Raw genomic sequence first — 18,429 nt, 5'->3', positions numbered from 1 at the left:
CCCCCGGCAGGTTTCTTATTTGTTCCAGTAGTATTGGGCAGTGTTCCAAGTATCAATACGGGTGTTGATATTGGGTTCAATACCTTCGATACCTTCCTTGTGCCCACGGACAGTCGCATATTGGAACATGGGCAGCAGTGGCAGATCTTCGCGGATCACTTGCTGGACCTCGCGGTAAATCTCTTTGCGCCGTTCCTGATCAAATATTTCTCCAGCCTCTTTCAAAAGTTCATCGACCTCAGGGTTTGTATACTGAGCCGTGTTCGCCCCGCGCCCACCTTGAGCTGGAATGGCGTCAGAGGAGAAACGCACCGTCACATCAGCATCAGCGCCAGTCGTAAAAACGACGCCGACGATGACTGAATCGAATTCCGACATTGTCCAATATTCACCCCACATGACTGCGGGCGGCAGGTTTTCGATTGACATTTCTATGCCAATCTGGCCGAGCGACTGCTGAATGAACTGCTGTGTCTGTTCGCGAAGATGGTTTCCCGAAGTGGTCGAATTGCTGAACGATAGTCTCACGCCATCTTTTTCTCGTATGCCATCTTCACCGGGCATCCAGCCAGCATCGTCAAGAAGCGTGTTTGCCCGCTCAGTGTTGTACTCGTGTTTTGGAAGGTCGGGGGTATAGTAGTAGGACTGCTGGGGAAGATAGCTTTCCGTCGGTGTCGCCAGTCCGTAATAAAGCGCTTCAATGATCGTCTGCTTGTCAATCGCGGCATAGATTGCCTCGCGCACGGCCGGGTCCTGGAATTGCGGCTTTTTCATGTTTAAAAACACCGATTCCACGGTTGATGTAGGCACAACCTCAACCACTCTACCTGCCAATGACTTTGCCTCAGCGTAGTTGTCAGGAGAAATGTACTGATTGCTGATGATGTCGATGTCACCGCTTTTGAATTGAGTGTAGAGAACGGTCAAATCTGGGATGTATTTGAAAATCAGTCGTTCAACATAAGGACCGTCAGCAAAGTAATCCTCGTTCGCCACCAATTCGAGATGGTCGCCCGCCCTACGACTACCCCACTTGAAGGCACCGGTACCTACTGGAGCTTGGTTGAAAGGCGCATTGTTGCGGTCTTCCAGCGGCTCGAGAATATGCTTAGGGACCATCATCGTCTCGACAAGGATGGACATGTAAGGAGCAAAAGGCTCTTCCATCCGCCACTTGATTTCGGTCGGGGAGATCACTTCAATGTCGCGGATAAGATCATGGCCCGTGGTGCGCCAGCTGCGGAAGTTCGGGTCGAGGATCAGTTCTAGCGTAAATTTGACATCCTCAGCAGTGAACGGCTCGCCATCATGCCATTTAACGTCGTCTCTCAGCTTGAAGCGCCAATTCAGGCCGTCTTCGGACAGTCCGCCATTCTCGATGGTCGGCACTTCGGCTGCCAGCGCAGGAATGAATTCACCATCGGGGGTGATGCGCACAAGCGCATCGAACAAAGATAGCTGAACGCCGTCATCCACTTCGATGCGGGGCATCAGAGGGTTGAAAACAGTAGGCTCTTGGCTAACACCCACCACGATCTGACCGGTTGGCGCACTGGGTGGGCTGGCAAACGCAGGGCTGACCAGTAGATTGGGCATAAAGACACCAGCGGTGCCCACCAGGCCCATCATCTTAAGTGCATCGCGTCGGCTGGGATTCGTGAAATTCATTTTGATTTTCTCCAGATCGATTTCAATTGGTATTATTGTGAGCTGCGTTCTGCACCGGGTATGGCGGCCACGAGTTCGCGGGTGTAGGCGTTTTGAGGGGCGTGAAAAATCTGTGACGGCGGGCCAGCTTCCACTATCTTGCCCTTATGCATCACTAGAATTTCATCACAAATCTGGCTGGCGACGCGCAGATCATGGGTGATGAAGAACATCGCCACCTGGGTCTTTTTTTGTATTTGATCGAGCAATTCAAGAATCTGAGCCTGGATCGATACATCAAGCGCCGATACCGCCTCGTCTGCGACCAGCAGGTCAGGGTCAAACATCAGGGCGCGGGCGATCCCGATACGCTGTCGCTGCCCGCCGGAAAATTCGTGCGGATAGCGTCCATACGCCCCCGCATCAAGCTCGACTTGTTCAAGAATGCGAAGCGCCTTATTGCGTGCTTCAGTGCGGTTCATTCCTTGCGCAATAGGACCAACTGTCAGGATGTGACCAATGGTCGAACGTGGATTGAGTGAGGCAAACGGATCCTGGAATATCATCTGGATCTTGGGACGCAGCGGCCGAAATTCGCTTTCCTTCATAGGGGCGATGTCGGCACCGCAATAAATCATCCTGCCACTGTCGCTTGCCATTAATTTGATCAAAAGACGGCCAAGGGAGGTCTTGCCCGACCCGCTTTCACCAACCACACCTAAGGTTTGTCCTCGACGTAGCACGAAGCTTGCATTTTGCACTGCGGCAACGGTGCGCTCCTTGCTGAACCAGCCGCCACCACTCCGGTAGGTTTTGCTCAAATCCTCGACCGTCAGCACGATGTTATCCTGGTCGGTCTCAGGAAGTTTCTGTGCGACATTACTGTCATTTTTCTTTAGGCCGGGGACGGCTGCGATCAGGCGTTTCGTGTAGGGATGTTTCGGGGCGCTGAATATCTCTTCAGCACTAGCATGTTCGACGATCAACCCTTTTTCCATCACGATCACTTCGTCAGCAATCTCGGCAACTACCCCAAAGTCATGGGTAATGAACATCACACTCATGCCCTTGCGGCTCTGGATGTCGCGAATCAGGTTCAGAATCTGTGCCTGCGTTGTCACATCAAGCGCGGTGGTAGGTTCGTCTGCGATCAAGATCGCAGGCTCCAGGGCCAAAGCCATGGCGATCATTACACGTTGGCGCTGGCCGCCCGAAAGCCGGAAGGGGTATTGATGTATCATCTCGTGCGGCTCAGGCAGGCCAACTTCTTCAATAAGCTCAAGCGCACGGGCAGCGCGTGATTTAGGCGTACCCTCCCCATGTGACGCCATTACTTCTACTACTTGGTCGCCGATGGTCATCAGCGGGTTCAGCGCCGAGAGAGGATCTTGGAAGATCATTGATACCACCCGCCCCCTCAACTTACGCAGATCTTTCTGGCTAGCCTTCAGCAAATCCTCGCCCTGAAAAGTGATTTGGCCCGAAGACACACGAATTGCCGGTGGTAACAGCCCCATGAGCGTGTTAGCAGTAACAGATTTTCCGGACCCCGATTCACCGATAACGCAGAGGATCTTTCCGCGCGGCAGATCGAACGAGACATCTTTGACTGCGTATTTGCGCTCCATTCCATACGGCAGATCAACGGTCAGGTTCCGAACTGACAGTATTACTTCCTCGACTGGAATTTCGCTTTCAGAGCGTGGAGTCACCTGTATGTTACCTCCATAGGCACGAGTTCAGCATGTAAACTTAAGCTAGCAGCATTAAATTCAAAAATGAACACTTTTAAATAATATACTGAAAAACAGCTTCAATATGGCAAGATTTTTCAGCGCTATGAGTCTATTCTTAAATAATCAGAATTTTTTCATTATTAAACTGAACAGTAGGCTAATTTTTTTGCCTGCTAAGACATCGCATAAGGCGCTTATGTCAGATCAAGAAACACATGCTCCAAATGACGCGCCCGGCTCGATTGGAGAAACGTTCAGACAGTTGCGTCATGAACAAGGCATCTCACTAAGGGAACTGTCGGAAAAATCGGGCGTATCGGTCGGAACGATCAGCCAGATTGAACGCGACATCGCCAACCCTTCAATGAGGGTTCTGACAGCAATCCGGCGTGCACTGAACATTCCGATGCAGGTGATGTTTGGTGACGATTCAGGGGATGCCGCTGAAGAAGGTGGAGGCGAGGATGCCCCCCCTTTCCTGCGTCGTGCAGCAAAGCGGCCGCGTATCGACATTGGATCGTTACAAAAAGAATTGTTGACATCAGGGGGTAACCACAACCTGCAAATCATGATTCTGACGATAGAGCCTGGCGGATCGTCAGGCAACACTGCGCTCAGCTATCCTGCCGAGAAAGGGGGCCTTGTCCTCGAAGGGGAATTGATGCTGACTGTTGATAATCGCGAGGCGCGCCTTGAAGAGGGTGACAGCTTCGTATTCAACAGCGCACAGCCGCACGGTTTCCGAAATGATAGCAACCGGACTGCGCGGATCCTTTGGGTCATCGGCGCCGTGCAGTTTGACCGACACCTCTGACTCAGTAAATATCGCTAAGTATCCTGTGCTATTAAAAAGGTGTTCTCAATGTTTTCTGATCACGTCCCACTCAAGACGACTCCCTATTGGTGGGAAGCCGCCCCAGTCCAATCCCTACCAGAGAAACCTTTGGAAAAGGCGGTCGACGTGGCAATTATCGGCGCAGGCTATGCGGGGCTTAGTGCAGGTATGACACTGGCCCGTGCGGGCCGGACTGTAGCAATATTCGACCGCCAGCATCCCGGCGAAGGAGCGTCATCGCGCAATGGCGGCATTACCAGCGGCAACATTCGGCTCGACCATGCAACGCTAGTGCGGAAATTTGGCGATGACCGCGCGACCGCGATTGAAGCAGAAGGCAAACAGGCTCGTGAGCACCTTTACAGCATGATTGCCGAGGAAGGCATTGACTGTGATTTTAAGCCTGTCGGACGGTTCAGCGGTTCGATGGGCGCAAAGGATTACGAAAACGCTGCTCGGGGCGCGGAAAAGTTGCACCGCACGCTTGGAATCGAAGCCTACGCTGTTCCCCATGGGGAACAGCGCGACTACATAGGCACTGATTTTTTCCGGGGTGGAACGGTCCGAATGGACATCGGTGGGTTGCACCCTGCGAAATTCATTGCTGAATTGTTGCGCGTGGCGCAGGCGGCAGGGGTAACTATTCACTCCGACACGGCCGTGGAACATATTACACCAGATAATGACAAGTTCATCGTCAAAACGGCGCGAGGACAAGTCACTGCACGACAGGTGATGATCTGTACTAACGGCTATACCGATAAGGTAGATCCATGGCTGCGCAGGCGTATCGTGCCCGTGCGTAGCCGCATCATCGCTACCGAGGAGCTGCCAGCCGATCTGATGGCAAAGCTCATGCCGCGACAGATGATGATGAGTGACACGCGCACCCTTGGCTTTTACTTCCGCCCCTCGCCAGATGGAAAGCGGATCCTATTCGGCGGACGAGATGGCACAACTTTGGATGAGCCCACAAAACCTGTCGCGCATCTGCGGGACAACCTCATATCGATATTCCCCGAACTGAATGAGACAGCGGTTACGCACACCTGGTACGGCAACGTTGGCATGCATCGGGATATGATCCCACGGATCTTTGAGCGCAATGGCATAGTTTATGCTACGGGCTTCTGCGGATCGGGCGTTGTCTGGGCGCCATGGATCGGTCATAAGGCAGCGCAGAAACTGCTAGGTAATACAAACGAGTCGCCATCGGCGTTCGATTTTCGGGCGCCAACAGCGGTGCCGTTTTACCATGGGAAGCCATGGTTCATGCCCTTGTTCATGGCCATGTACAAGATGCAGGATCGCTTAAAGCTGCTTCGCGCTGGACGGTAATAAGAAGGGTTGCCCACCCCAGTGGGCCCGGACAGTAAGGTCACCGTGCCGCGCTCAATGCCTCCATGGGTGAGCGCGTCGAGCTCGGGGAGGCCTGAGCTGAGGGTGAGTATTGAATACGAGAATGATTGTTTGCCTCAGGCGGGGAAAAGCGTTATGCCCTGCTTATTAAGTTGATGAAAGTGCTGGTCTTCTTTAAAGCCCGAGTCACGTAGCTTAGTGATCCGGCATAAGCGACCAAACTCCGTGTTCTCTAGGCTGATCACTCCACCGCTCAGAAAGGGTAAAGCCTAGTCATCTTCGTCCGCGCTTTCTTCGGAGATAATGATTACCGTTGCCACTCCCTTGGTCAGTGTCCGTAATAACGACAGAGCCTGCTTGCGAAACTGAAACGTGCCGACCGATAGGTAGCGCAATTGGCTGAGCTAATCGATCACGACACGCTTTGCCAGATGTTCGCTAACATGATCGAGGACCTTGTCATGGATGGTATTGCCTTCGAGGCCCCAACTTTCCAGTAGGTTATAAAAATTGTTTCCGACATCATTCGCCTTGTTGCCAAGACTCACTTCTATAGCTATCTCTCTTCGAAAGATTATGTCGCTAGGCTTTCTGCTCTAGGCGTTACGTCGACTTTTAGGCTGAGATGAAAAAAGCCTTTGGGATCAATTTCCTACAGGTTGAAATGCCGCCTGGCTCAGTGCAGACGGCAGATCGCTCATTGCGCTGTGAATAGCATGACTACCGATAGCGCGGCGGTTATCCACATAGCCGGCTTGATCTCACTAAAGCGCCCGGTGAGTACTTTGATCAACACGAAGCTGATAAAGCCAAAAGCAATGCCCAGTGTGATTGAGTAAGTCAGCGGCATCAGGATGATTGCCAGAAAGGCGGGGAACGCCTGATCAAAATGCTCCCATTCGATCTTGCGTATTGGAGCCATCATGAATAACCCCACCATAACCAGAGCCGGTGCGGTGGCAATGCCTGGCACTAGCGAAAGTAGCGGCGAGAGAAATAAGAACGGCAGGAACAGCAGCGCAATCACCAGTGCCACTAACCCAGTGCGCCCGCCTTGGGCCACGCCCGCCCCGGACTCAATGAACGTCTGTGCGGCACTGGTGCCAAGTGGAGCGGCAATCATCGACGAAAAGGCATCCACTGTCATGGAGCGCTTGAGGTTGCGTGGATTGCCCTCTTTATCCTTGAGGTCGGCGGTTTCGGCTAACGCCATAAAGCACGACATGGCGTCAAAGAAGTTGGTGAACAGCATCACGAAGATGAACGGTAGGTAGGCGACTTTCAGCGCACCCATGATGTCCACCATCATCACCGCGCTGAAATCCGGCCAGGCGGCAAGGCCTGTCCAGGCCACCATGACTTCGTCGCCCCACAGCCGCCCCATGGGCGCGGCAGCCAGTGTGGTCAGCGCAATGCCCATGACCAGTGCACCGTTAAAACGCATGATCACGAACACCGCCGTGGCAATCAGCCCCAGAAAGAACGTAGCCAGATGGGCGTCCATGGTGCCAAGCGACACCACGGTGGCATCGCTTCCCACAATGAAACCTGCGTTTTGCAGCCCAATGAAGGTGATGAACAGCCCGATACCGCAGGTAATTGCATAGCGCAGCGATAATGGGATCGCCTCGATGACGGCCTTGCGTACATTGAACAGCGCCAGCACCGCAAAGATTACCCCGGACCAGAATACGCAACCAAGCGCCACTTCCCAACTGATCCCAGCACCCAGCACTAAGGTATAGGTAAACAGCGCGTTCATGCCCATGCCTGGCGCCACCATAATGGGGTTGCGGGCGTAAAACGCCATGGCCAGACTGCCCATGAAACTGATTAGAACGGTCGCTGAGAGCGCGGCCGTGAAGGGAATGCCAGCATCGCTGAGTACGGCTGGGTTGACCACGATGATATACATGCCAGCAAGAAAGGTGGCAAGGCCAGCGAGAACCTCGGTTTTTATTGAAGAGCCGCGTTTAGATACGTTAAAAAATCGATCCAGAAACGGCAGATGGCGCTCCGCATCGTCAACATCCGGATTGAGCTTCTCGGATGAGTAAGCTGTTGTCTCTTGCATACCCGATACCTTGTTATTGTAATGGCTGGAGGTGTCGTTATTGGATATAAACGGTCTTTGATTATTTGCTGACCATTCGGTCAAGTCTATGGACGTAGCTAGAGTCGGTCAAGGCAGGAAAATGGCTTCAATGCACTCGTTTACCTTGGGGAGCGGCTGGCATCGGGCTATCAAACCCAATGAATTTTTTCTAATGTATGAGCTGCAATATGAATTCAATATTGGCGATGCTCTCGGTTTGGAGGTGTTAGTTCGGTGAAAACATCCCTCCTGTGACCTTATTTCCTCTAGCCAGTGCATGCCTTTTGGCGTGTACCTAAAGGGTGTTCGCCATGCCCTGTACTCACATTTAAACTAACCATTTCTCAATGATGATCGGCTTTTTAAGGGCATAACGTTGGGTACACGAATGTGCTCCGGGTCAGCTTACATCTTCCAGTATTGTCTGCACGGCTTCAAAGCTGCTAATGAGGCCATTATTACTATTCAAGCTAATGCTGCCTCGGCGGAATCTTTACGCTGTTGGTAGGCACGCTTAATCATGCGGTAGCGGGAGCGGATCTCGTCACGCTCCATGTAGCAGCCTTGCAGCCAACGGTGACCACTTGTGCCCTCAAAAGCGTCGCGGGCATGGAGCAACCGTCGGTTGTCAAATATTACTAAGTCGCCTGGGTTGTAGGTGAAGCGGATGGCGAATTTGGGATCGTGCAGCATTTTCTGTAGAACCATTAGTGCTTCATAGGCTGGTTCTACGTCCTCGAAGTCGGTTTGTAACGGTCCACGTAAGAAGTCAGCTATGCGTACCTCACACAGCTCACCGCGCTCATCAATGCGAATTATCGGCGAGTACCAAACGTAATCGGTGGTCTTGGCGGTATTAGCAAAGCACCAGCGCACTCGTGTCAGCGTGGTAAAGATCTGAGGGTGACGCTCGCGGAGCGCATCGGCCACAGCGAAGCCGTCGAGCATTACGGCCTCACCGCCTTCGACGCTGTTTTCTAAGCAGTGCAGCATTTGCATACCCGGCTGGTACTCACGGGTCGGCAGGTCGACGTGGGGGGGCAGAGCGATGGACGTATAAGCGTTGGAGTCTGGGTTCGGTTTGGCTTTGACGTTGAATAGCGTGCCAAAGTTGGTGGGCCTTACTGGACCGATGCGCCGGGCTATCGCTTCGAGTGAGTCGGGCTCGGTAGGTAGGTTGCGCAAGCGTACTAACCCCTTGCCCAGGATGCTTGAAAGAGCAGGAGCGAGAATAGACTCTTCTTTCTCACTGCCCGCTTCGGTGTCGAGGAGTCCTGTGGCGTCCAAGCTGTCTGGGCCGTCTTCTGTGTCTCTCTTCCACGTCTTTACCGGGACTAGCGGTACTTCTGGATCGTCAGTATTGTCGTAGTCGTGGGCTCGAAGCCAACCGGGGTGGAAGCGCAAGCGCCGTCCTTCAGGAGCAAAGTCTACGCACAGTGCACCGACTTCATCGATTTCGGCACCGGCAATCTCAGGCCAACTGGGTAAGGTAGAAAGATCGAGTATGCGCTCGCGAGTCGCCGGATTGACGGTCGTCTCATCAACAGCGTTCTCACGCAACCAGATGCTGTGGTAGCGACTCTCACGTCCATCACTCCAGCATACTGTCAGAATGCGCGGCGTAATTAATACTTTTGTGAGGTTGGCCTCAATAGGCCAAACATCGTAGTCAGGTGTGAGAGGAAGTGTTTGGGACATTTTGGTCTCCTAGGCGAGTGGTTATATCGCTTAGAATGCCTGTCAGGGACGTGTAATACGCGGCAGGATTCGACACTAACTATGCACGATTCGACGCTGCTTGCTGGCGCAATTGGCTGGGTGTGGAGCCGTAATGGAGGCGAAAGGCGCGACTGAAGCTCGACGGGGAGGCAAAGCCACAGGCCAGGCTGATGTTCATGATGCTATGTGGCGTTTCACTCAGCAGCCAGCAAGCATGATCTAGGCGCCGAGCCAAGTACGTCTGCTGAGGCGATATCGCTAAATGACGAGCGAAGAGACGGTCGAGGCGTCTCCACGTAATACCTAGTTCGTTGGCAAGTGAACGGATGCTTAACGGTGACTCCAGATTGTCATCCATCAAGGTGATGGCTCGTTGAAGCATTGGATCTTGGGGAATCGCTGGATCGCGCTGCCGGCTGGCTGGACGACGCCCCTGCTCGTGGATGAGCTGATCGCGCACTTGTTTGGCGAGCGCGTCACCATGCCGGCGCCGGATCAGGTCAAGGCTCATATCGATGGCGGCACTGCCACCGGCACAGGAAAAGCCCTCGTCAGTAACCTCGTAAACAGACTCCACGGCATCAACTCGAGGAAAGCGTGCACAGAAGTCAGATAGGCACTCCCAGTGAAGGGTCACCGTTTTATCATCGAGAAGGCCAGCGGCGGCGAGTGCGTAGCAGCCGGTATCTATGCCGCCCAGCACACAACCTTCGTAATTGCGCGCACGTAACCAATCAGTCAGTTCGTCATCAATGGCACGCACGGGATCAAAACTTGCACAGACCGCCAGACTAGGGACTTGAGAGGCTGTGTGAAGAGAGCCGCTAGCAATCAATGTCATGCCGTTTGAGGCCACAACCGGTTCGCCGTCGCGGCTAATCAAATCCCACTCAAATAGGGGACGTCCGTCGATGCGATTGGCAATACGTAGCGGCTCAATAGCAGAGAAGAAAGCCACCATGGCAAAGCGCGGCAGGAGAAGAAATCCAATGCGCTCGGGGAGAGTGTCAGGGGGTTGGAGTCTCATAGTTGGGAAGAGAATACATGGAGCTGACGTGCTATTAAAGCATTGAGTCCAAACACGTCGCTTCGTTTAGGCATCACGATGAATTCGCTGCGCGATCAGCGTGATGCCCCTATGGATGTTTGGAGAGGCCATGGATGGCAAAGGCACTTGGTATTGGTGACGATGCAGTCTGAGCATGTGCGCCGTAGTGCAGTTCGCGCGTGGCGCCTGCGCCACTCCGATGGTACGACGCGCATGATAGAGAAGCTCAATGTTGTGGCTAGGCCCGACTAACAAGTCTTCAAGGGGCGTGTAATACGCTTGAGTTCAAGGTAAGCGTCCAGGCCCGAATCGCCCAGTTCGCGACCTATGCCGCTACGCTTCATACCGCCCCAACTCCCCTGCGGCGGCGCTACTTGTTCGCTGTTGCACCAGACATTGCCCACCTCCAGATGCCGGCCGATGGCCACCGCGCGGTCCGGATTGCCGGCCACCACCGTGGCGGCGAGGCCGAAGTCGCTGTCGTTGGCCAGGGCAATGGCTTCCGCATCGTTGGCGACGCGGCGTGCACAAAGCACCGGACCAAAAATCTCTTCCTGCCACAGGCGGCTGCTAGTAGGTACCTCTCGGTAGAGAAGCGGCGCCACAAAGAAACCATGTTCGGGCAGGGCGAGCGTGGGTGTCTCGCTGTGTAGCCCCTCCTCTTTAGCCAGAGCTAAGTAGTGCTGTACCCGGCCCTGCTGGAGGGCGCTGACCAGTGGACCCATGTCGGTCTCCGTCGCGAGGGGATCGCCTAGGTGCAGTTCTGACATGGCGGCGTCGATGGCCGCATATAGCTTGTCCGCCAGGCGCTCATGCACCAGTAGCCGACTAGTGGCTGAACACATCTGGCCAGCGTTATAGCAGATGCCGGCCATGATCAAGTCACGGGCAAGCTCGATATCGGCATCCTCAGTGACCAGGATCGGCGATTTGCCGCCCAGCTCCAGTGAGACTGGTCTTACGCCTTGGGCCGCGGCGCGCATCACCGTTTCGCCCACTGCATTGCTGCCGGTGAAGGAGAGCTTGTCGATGCCAGGGTGGCGACTCATTGGGGCCCCAATACCCTCGCCGTCACCTTGCAGTAGGTTGAATACCCCTGGTGGCAGGCCTGCCTCCATCACAATTTCCGCCAGTACTTGCTCGGGTAGCGGCGTGACCTCGGAGGGCTTGAACACCACAGTGCAACCAGCGGCTAGCGCTGGCGCCAGTTTCCATGCGCTGCTGACCAGCGGGAAGTTCCAGGGGGTGATTAGGCCCACCACACCGATGGGGTCCCAGTACCGGCGCGCCTCCATGTCAGGCTGGTCGGCGTCTTCAACCGTTCCCTGGCGTTGCCCCAGTGTCACGGCGGCCTCGGCATAGTAGCGGTAACAGGCAATAGCGTCGTCCAGGTCTTGGTAGGCTTCAGCCTGGGGTTTGCCGTTGTTACGACTGGAGAGTTCCGCTAGGGCCCGACGGCGGGTCTCAATCCCGTTCGCAATGGCCTCCAGATATTCGCCACGGCGGGCCTCTGGGGTGGCTCGCCAACCGGGCATGGCGCGGCGGGCCACGGTCACGGCGGCATCGACATCCGCCGGGTCGCCGCAGGTCACCTCGGCGATGCGTGTTCCGTGATAAGGGTCAAGTACCGGGTGACACGTTTTGTTCCGGCTCGGCACCCAGGCGTTGTCGATGAACTGTTCGTTGAGTATGTGTGCGGAAGCATGCATGTCGTCTTATCCTGTTTAGCCGAGGGGGAGGGAGCCGCTCCCGTCGCCAACGGTGCGTTTATTAACTCGTAAATAGTTCAATGCTCCCCTTTGGTTAAAGAACGTCGCCAGCGCCATCCAGTCGGCGTCGTTCGGCCAGCCAAGCGCGGTCACTCCCCGCGGAGCTTGCTGCCCAGTTTTCGTATTGCTGCGCGACGTGTTCAGCCATGGTCGGCGATACTAGGCGCAGCGGCTGGCCGGTGGCCTGGGCCGCCAACTGCGCCTGGCAACTGCGCTCCAGGTTGCGCATGCGCAGGAAGGCTTTGCCAACGCTTGGGCCGCAGGTCAGCAAACCGTGTTGACGCAGGATCATGGCCGAGTGATTGCCTAGGTCGTCAGCTAGGCGCTGGCGCTCATCAAGCGCTAGCGCAATACCCTCGAAGTCGTGGTAGGCCAGCCGGTCGTGGAACTCCAGGGCCCACTGGTTGAGTGGCAAAAGGCCTTCCTCAAGGCAGGAGATGGCGACGCCTGCCACGGTATGGGTGTGCAGGACGCAGTTAACGTCGGGTCGGGCGGTATGGAGAGCGCTGTGTATGGTGAAGCCGGCCGGGTTGATGCCCAGCCCGGTAGGGTCGTCGAGTACCTTGCCGTCGGCGTCTACCGTCACCAGACTGTCGGCGCGCACCTCGGCGAAACGCAAGCCGTAAGCGTTGAGCAAAAAGCGCTCGCCGGGCAGGCGCGCAGAGATATGCGTATCGATACCGTCATCCATACCGTCCAGGGCGATCAGCCGATAAGCAGCAGCTAGGTCCAGGCGAATCTCACGCTCCTCTGAAGCGGCAGTGCTCATAGGCTGGCCTCTACGGCAGCACGAGCATCCTTGCCGTCTCGGGTGGTTACGCCCTCCAGGAAACTAGCTATTTTATCTGGGTTGTTTTCAAGCCACTCTCTTGCAACCGCCTCAAGATCGCGCTCCTCTAGGCTAAAGGCGCTGATGAATTCGCTCTGCTCGTCGGCGGAGAAGGTGAACTGATCGAGCAAGAGGGTGAGGTTGGGGTTGGCCTCGGCGTAACGTTTAGCGACGATGGTTTTAACGTCGCTGCGACCATTATTATCACCATAAACACCCGCTGGATCATCCAGGATGTGCACGTCGTACTCGGGGATCATCCAATGGGGCGTCCAGCCGTAAAACATAATCCAGCGGCCTTCGTCCACGGCGGCTGCCACCTCGCTGAGCATGCCTGGCGTGGAAGAGGGCATCCCTTCCCAGTCGCCCAGACCATAGGTGTCTGCCTCGATGGCGCTCTCGAGCATATCGGTAACCGTGGAGCCGCTCTCGATGCTGTAGATGCGGCGCTCAAAACGCTCGGCAATCTCAGGATCGGCCAGCTGTGCGGCGCTGGTCAAACCTGCTTCATGGACGTAGCCAGGTACCGCGAAACCCATGCGGGCCCCTACCACATTGTTGCCCAGATCGATTATGGCACCGGCCGCCATGGTGGCGTCGTAGCTTTCCTGTTGGGCTGGCATCCATCCGGCCAGGAAGGCATCGGCCTCGTCGCTCTGTAGGGTCTGGTAGCCCACCGTGGAGCTCACTTCCAGCGCCTCAACTTGGTACCCCAGCGGTTTCACTAATTGGGAGAATATTTCTGATTTGACGGTGACACCCGGCCAGGGGGGGACTACTAAGCGCAGCTCTTCGCTGGCGTCCTGTGCGGCCTGGGTGGTGATGGGCAGCATGCCGATGAGGGTGAGAGTGGTTATAAAAGGTGTTTTACGCATGTCAGGATCCTTATGTGTCTATTAATCGATCTATTATTTATTGCTATTGCAAAGCGCTCATCCAGGCTGCAGCATCCACTTCAATTAGTAGCGGTGAGTCTTCGTCGCCTAGAAGAGCGAGCGCTTTGTAGAGAGACGCTGAATCGGCCACCGCCCGGTAGCGGCAGGTATAGGCACTGGCCAGGTGGGCAAAGTCTGGCGCCGTCAAATCGACGCCCAACTGGGGTACCTCGTGCATGGCCATATAGCGGCGAATTTCGTCGTAGCCCTGGTTGTTCCAGATCACCACCGCTACCGGATAAGGGAGATCGCGAGCGGTGCCCAACTCGCCGAGTACAAACTGCAGACCACCGTCGCCCACCAAGGCAACCACTGGGCGTTCAGGGCAGGCTAGGGCAGCCCCGAGGGCGGCGGGCAGGCCATAACCCAAGGTGCCGTAGCCAGTGGCAGAGTTAAACCAACGACGGGGCTCGGGCAAAGAAGCCAGGAAGTTACCGGCATAAACCGGCCCGGTGGAGTCGCCTACCACAATCGCCTCGGGCAGCGCGGCCCTTAAGGTGGCAAAGAGCGGTATATAGGGTGCTAGCTCGGGATCTTCATTGAGCGCGAGCGCTTGACGCACTTCGGCGGCGCGGCCGTTAGGGCCATGGCTGTTTGGTAGCGACTGCAACAGCGCGTTCATCGTCTCGCCAGCGTCGGCAACCATGGCTAAATCAGCCCCCTGGTTGCGTCCCAACTGCTGAGGGTCGATATCCACCCGGATTAACCGTCCCTCTAGTTGAAAGCCCTCGTCGAAGACTAGATCGTAGTCGGTCTCGCCCAGCTCGGTGCCCAGCGCCAAGATGACGTCGGCGTCGGCCGCTAGGCGGCGTGCGGCGGGCAGGCTCATGGTAGCGCCTAGGTCGAGCGGATGATCGAGTCCCAGTACGCCCTTAGCGTTGATGGTGGTCAGGGCAGGGGCCTGCAGACGCTCCACCAAGGCACGGGCGGCCTCGGGGGCAGCCACGCAACCGCCGCCTAACAGCAACAGTGGGCGCTCCGCTTGGCTTAACCACTCGGCGGCGCGGGCAATGGCGGCGGGTGCCGGAGCTGGGGGAAACACCTCGGTCGGACGCGGCAATTGCTCAGCAACCGGGGCGACGAATAGATCGATGGGAATCTCGATGTGCACTGGCCCTGGCCGAGCGCCGCGAAAAATCGCAAAGGCGCGTGCCAAGAGTTCTGGCAGTGCTGCTGGATCGTGCAGGGTGTGGCTAAAGACGCTGACACCGGCCAAAGTTTGCTGCTGGTTGGGCAGCTCGTGAAGACGCCCCTGGCCGCGCCCCAGGGTCTCGCGGCGGTTGACGCTGGAGATCACCAGCATCGGCACCGAGTCAGCCAGGGCCTGGCCCATGGCGGTGGCGATGTTGGTCATACCGGGACCGGTGATGATAAAGCAGGCTGCAGGGCGGCCGCTGGCTCGGGCATAGCCGTCGGCCATAAAGCCAGCGCCCTGCTCGTGGCGTGGGGTGACGTGGCGGATTGGGCTCTCGCCCAAGGCGCGGTAGAGCTCAATCGTATGTACTCCGGGGATACCGAAGACGGTATCTACGTCGTAGGCATCCAAGAGTCGCAGCAGCGACTGGGCGCAGGTCTGACTCATCGTAGCGACTCCTCGGGCAGCGGCGTGGGGAGGCCGCCGCGAGGCGTTCGTCCCAGAACTCTCTCTACCATGGGGACGAAGTACTCCAGGGGCAGGGTGTCATAATCCGGGTCAAAGCTGGCCTGATCCCAGTGGTCGCAGAAACGCACGGTGCGCTCATAGGCCGGGTGGTCGCGATACTGCTCACGAGCGTGTGGATCTTGTCCGAAGAAATGCTGGTAGTGATAGCCCTGAAAAAGTTCATGGTTGCGAATCATCCAGACGTTGAGTGGATCGACGAAGGGCTCAAGGATAGCCGCGGCAATCTCTGCGTGGTTAGCTGGGGTCAGGTCGTCGCCGATATCATGGAGTAGCGCGCAGACCACCATCTCCTCATCGGCACCATCACGCAGCGCCCGAGTGGCGGTCTGTAGGCTGTGTTCATAGCGATCCACCGGATAGCCGTGGTGGTCGCCGGCCAAATTGTGTAAGTGGGCGAGCACCCGGCGCGGGGTATCGGCGACATAGTCACGGAAGCGGGCATCAATCAGCACCCAGTCGTCCCGCTGGGCCTCGCCGAAGTAGCGAAATCGAGCTTGATTCATGCAGGTTCTCCTTGGGCCTGGGGAGTGGCGAAGTGGTGACGCAATACGCGGCGGCGGCTGATGGTACTATCGCGATCAACGTAGCCTTGGCGCATATGGCGCACGCCGCCAGCAAGCTGGAAGGCACTGCGTCCGTGCAACAGTCGATAGTTATCTATGATCAGCATCTGGCCCTGGTCGAGTTTGAGGTGCAGGGTCAGTTCTTCGCCAGTGATCAGCTGATAGAAGGCCTTGCGGGCGGCATAGTAAGCTTCCAGTTCTTCTACGGGCAGCGCAGGTATGCCTTCGGTACGGTTGGAATAACGCACCCGAACGGGGTCGCCTCGGCTGTCCAGCTCGATCAGCGGCCCCTCGCTTTCCAAATAAGTATCGGCGTCGCAATAGCGAAAGCTAGGCGTCACCCTAGTGAGGCATTCGTAGGCGCTTGGGTCGCGCTGGCGAAGCAGGTGGGCCGCCATAAAGCCATCGGCTAAAGTGCTGTCGCCGCCCTCGGCGGCGTTGGCCAGGCAGTGTAGCCATATGTAGCCTGGAATAGGGTCCCGGTAGGGGTTGTCCGTATGCGGCTCTAGACCACGCTGGGTCATGGTTAGGTCATAGGCGTTGGCCACCGATTTAACGTCGGCGATGCCGCCCCAGTTGGTGCGCCGTAGCGGCCCAATGCGGTCGATAAGCGGTTGCATGCCGTCCGTGTCGGCGGGTACTCCGGAGACGATCACGAACCCGTTGCGATGCAGCGCTTCTAACATCTCTAATAGCGCTGAGTCGTCTTCAAGGGCGGTGGCGAAGTCCGCTTTTGGGTGAGGCGCCCCCGTGGCATCCCAGAGTTGACGGGGTAAGTCGCTGGCCTGCTCGTCGAACAGAATCGCAAGCTCAAAAGTAGTGTGATGTCCGTCACTGAAACTCAAATTCAGTTGTCCGTCAGCGACCCCGGCAGTCTCGATGGCTAGATCGAGTGGTAGCTCAGCGGCCTCAATTAGGCGTTGACCGGTATAGGGGTCTCTGGTTTCGTCATCGGGACTGCGTTCGCGTAGCCATAGGGCGGTGTATTCGTACCTCTGGCCCTGGTGATCGAGAACTAGGCGTTGGCAATTGGCCTGAGTAATGACCTGTGTCATAGCGGCGCCTCCATAGGTTGTGTTAGGGAAACTAATTCTATGGTAACCGCCTCAATTAGCCCTGACTTGATAGTATTGGCCGCATGCTTGACTATATTAGCCATGAATGACGCCACCAACGCCCCATGGCCATATCCGCGCCCAGATTCGCCGCCCCTTCTAACACCGGAACAGGCAGAACACACCCTCAACGTGTGGCTGGTGCCGCGCTTCTCCATGCTGACCCTTTTCTGTCTACTTGAGCCGCTGCGTGTGGCCAATCGCTTCGGCCGTCACCTCTTTGCTTGGCGGTTGCTCTCCGCGTATGGCGATGCTGTGGTGGCCAGTAACGGGGTGCGCATTGACGTGGACGGAACTCTGTCGTCGCTGGAGGATGCGTCACGCCTGATGGTGGTTTCTTCTTACGAAGCGGAGGCGACGGTGAGTTCTCAGGATCGTGCCGTGCTGAGACGTATTGCCGCTCACGGTGGCTGGCTGGGTGGGCTGGATACGGCGCCCTTCATATTGGCGCGTGCGGGGGTGCTGGCCGGCCATCGTGTGGCCCTGCATTGGGAGAGCGTGCCAGCCTTTCGTCGTGAGTTTCCGACGTTAGAAATTAGCCTAACCCACTACGAGTTCGACGCTATGCGTCTGACTGGCTCCGGTGGGTCGGGGAGCATCGACATGATGCTGGCGTGGATAGAGCATGCTTATGGACCCGCTCTGGCTGATGCCGTGGGGCGGCAATTGATTCACGCAAGGCCTCGCGATGACGGCGGCGATACCCCACGCCAACACTTCGGAGAACTGCCGCGCAGCGTGACGCAGACATTGGCGGTGATGGAGGCCAATCTGGTACAGGCGCTACCTATCCCAGAGGTGTGTCGCCTGGTGGGACAGTCTCAGCGGCAGCTGACACGGTTATTCCAGCGCCATTTTGACGAAACCCCTCAGCAGTGTTACCTAGGAATGAGACTGGATCGTGCTCGTCAACTACTTACCGATAGCCGCAGCCTTGTGACCGAAGCAGCCTTGGCCACAGGCTTTAGCCAGCCAGCGCATTTTACCCGCGCCTACCGGAAACGCTTCGGTGAAGCGCCCAGCGCTACTGCCAATAAGCGCTAAGGTGCTGGACGAAATCTGTAACTAGAGACGCTCTATCTCTGAGGCATGCGGAAGGGTGAGCTGCTAGGGTGG

Annotated in this window: 14 protein-coding genes; 3 read left to right on the top strand and 11 right to left on the bottom strand. The window is 56.5% G+C overall.

The annotated features are described in order from the left end of the window. Nucleotides 1-15 precede the first annotated feature (15 nt). Nucleotides 16-1,668 carry a peptide ABC transporter substrate-binding protein gene (locus Q3Y66_RS18200; protein WP_008957156.1) on the bottom strand — a complete coding sequence of 551 codons (1,653 nt, stop codon included), beginning with the start codon at nucleotides 1,666-1,668 and terminating at the stop codon, nucleotides 16-18. A 32-nt stretch (nucleotides 1,669-1,700) separates the two neighbouring features. After that, on the bottom strand, nucleotides 1,701-3,359 hold the full coding sequence (locus Q3Y66_RS18195) for an ABC transporter ATP-binding protein (protein WP_008957157.1): 1,659 nt from the start codon (nucleotides 3,357-3,359) through the stop codon (nucleotides 1,701-1,703). Between the two features lie 220 nt (nucleotides 3,360-3,579). Between Q3Y66_RS18195 and Q3Y66_RS18190 the strand changes: the two genes are divergently transcribed. Together Q3Y66_RS18190 and Q3Y66_RS18185 are read left to right on the top strand one after the other, a co-directional pair. Beyond that, complete coding sequence (locus tag Q3Y66_RS18190) at nucleotides 3,580-4,197, top strand: cupin domain-containing protein (protein ID WP_139041525.1); 618 nt, start codon at nucleotides 3,580-3,582, stop codon at nucleotides 4,195-4,197. 48 nt (nucleotides 4,198-4,245) lie between these two features. Then, complete coding sequence (locus Q3Y66_RS18185) at nucleotides 4,246-5,556, top strand: FAD-binding oxidoreductase (RefSeq protein WP_008957159.1); 1,311 nt, start codon at nucleotides 4,246-4,248, stop codon at nucleotides 5,554-5,556. Nucleotides 5,557-6,274: 718 nt separating this feature from the next. Here Q3Y66_RS18185 and Q3Y66_RS18180 read toward each other — a convergent pair. From Q3Y66_RS18180 to Q3Y66_RS18140, 9 genes are all read right to left on the bottom strand, one after another. Beyond that, entirely contained in the window at nucleotides 6,275-7,651 is a 1,377-nt protein-coding gene (locus Q3Y66_RS18180) for an NCS2 family permease (RefSeq protein WP_008957161.1), read from the bottom strand. A 486-nt stretch (nucleotides 7,652-8,137) separates the two neighbouring features. Then, on the bottom strand, nucleotides 8,138-9,370 hold the full coding sequence (locus Q3Y66_RS18175; RefSeq protein ID WP_008957163.1) for a TauD/TfdA family dioxygenase: 1,233 nt from the start codon (nucleotides 9,368-9,370) through the stop codon (nucleotides 8,138-8,140). A gap of 79 nt (nucleotides 9,371-9,449) precedes the next feature. After that, a complete protein-coding gene (locus Q3Y66_RS18170) occupies nucleotides 9,450-10,418 on the bottom strand; it encodes a GlxA family transcriptional regulator (RefSeq protein WP_035586492.1) in 969 nt (322 codons plus the stop codon). A 269-nt stretch (nucleotides 10,419-10,687) separates the two neighbouring features. Beyond that, nucleotides 10,688-12,148 (bottom strand): aldehyde dehydrogenase family protein, encoded by a 1,461-nt coding sequence (locus Q3Y66_RS18165; RefSeq protein ID WP_008957165.1) that lies wholly within the window; start codon nucleotides 12,146-12,148, stop codon nucleotides 10,688-10,690. A gap of 94 nt (nucleotides 12,149-12,242) precedes the next feature. Beyond that, nucleotides 12,243-12,977 carry a class II aldolase/adducin family protein gene (locus Q3Y66_RS18160; protein WP_008957166.1) on the bottom strand — a complete coding sequence of 245 codons (735 nt, stop codon included), beginning with the start codon at nucleotides 12,975-12,977 and terminating at the stop codon, nucleotides 12,243-12,245. Next, on the bottom strand, nucleotides 12,974-13,912 hold the full coding sequence (locus Q3Y66_RS18155) for an ABC transporter substrate-binding protein (RefSeq protein ID WP_008957167.1): 939 nt from the start codon (nucleotides 13,910-13,912) through the stop codon (nucleotides 12,974-12,976). The genes Q3Y66_RS18160 and Q3Y66_RS18155 overlap by 4 nt, the downstream gene beginning before the upstream one ends. A 43-nt stretch (nucleotides 13,913-13,955) precedes the next feature. Then, on the bottom strand, nucleotides 13,956-15,554 hold the full coding sequence (locus Q3Y66_RS18150; RefSeq protein WP_008957168.1) for a 5-guanidino-2-oxopentanoate decarboxylase: 1,599 nt from the start codon (nucleotides 15,552-15,554) through the stop codon (nucleotides 13,956-13,958). Then, nucleotides 15,551-16,138, bottom strand: a complete 588-nt coding sequence (locus Q3Y66_RS18145; protein ID WP_008957169.1) for an HD domain-containing protein — start codon at nucleotides 16,136-16,138, stop codon at nucleotides 15,551-15,553. Before Q3Y66_RS18145 ends, Q3Y66_RS18150 begins: the two co-directional genes overlap by 4 nt. Further along, nucleotides 16,135-17,253: a TauD/TfdA family dioxygenase gene (locus tag Q3Y66_RS18140; RefSeq protein ID WP_008957170.1), complete on the bottom strand. Its 1,119-nt coding sequence runs from the start codon at nucleotides 17,251-17,253 to the stop codon at nucleotides 16,135-16,137. Before Q3Y66_RS18140 ends, Q3Y66_RS18145 begins: the two co-directional genes overlap by 4 nt. A gap of 39 nt (nucleotides 17,254-17,292) precedes the next feature. Between Q3Y66_RS18140 and Q3Y66_RS18135 the strand changes: the two genes are divergently transcribed. After that, a complete protein-coding gene (locus Q3Y66_RS18135; protein WP_008957171.1) occupies nucleotides 17,293-18,357 on the top strand; it encodes a GlxA family transcriptional regulator in 1,065 nt (354 codons plus the stop codon). Nucleotides 18,358-18,429 lie beyond the last annotated feature (72 nt).

The sequence above is a fragment of the Halomonas sp. HAL1 genome (assembly GCF_030544485.1).
Classification (GTDB): Bacteria; Pseudomonadota; Gammaproteobacteria; order Pseudomonadales; family Halomonadaceae; genus Vreelandella; species Vreelandella arctica.
The sequence above is the reverse complement of the archived record's forward strand: the minus strand, read 5'-3'. Positions and strand labels throughout refer to the sequence as shown.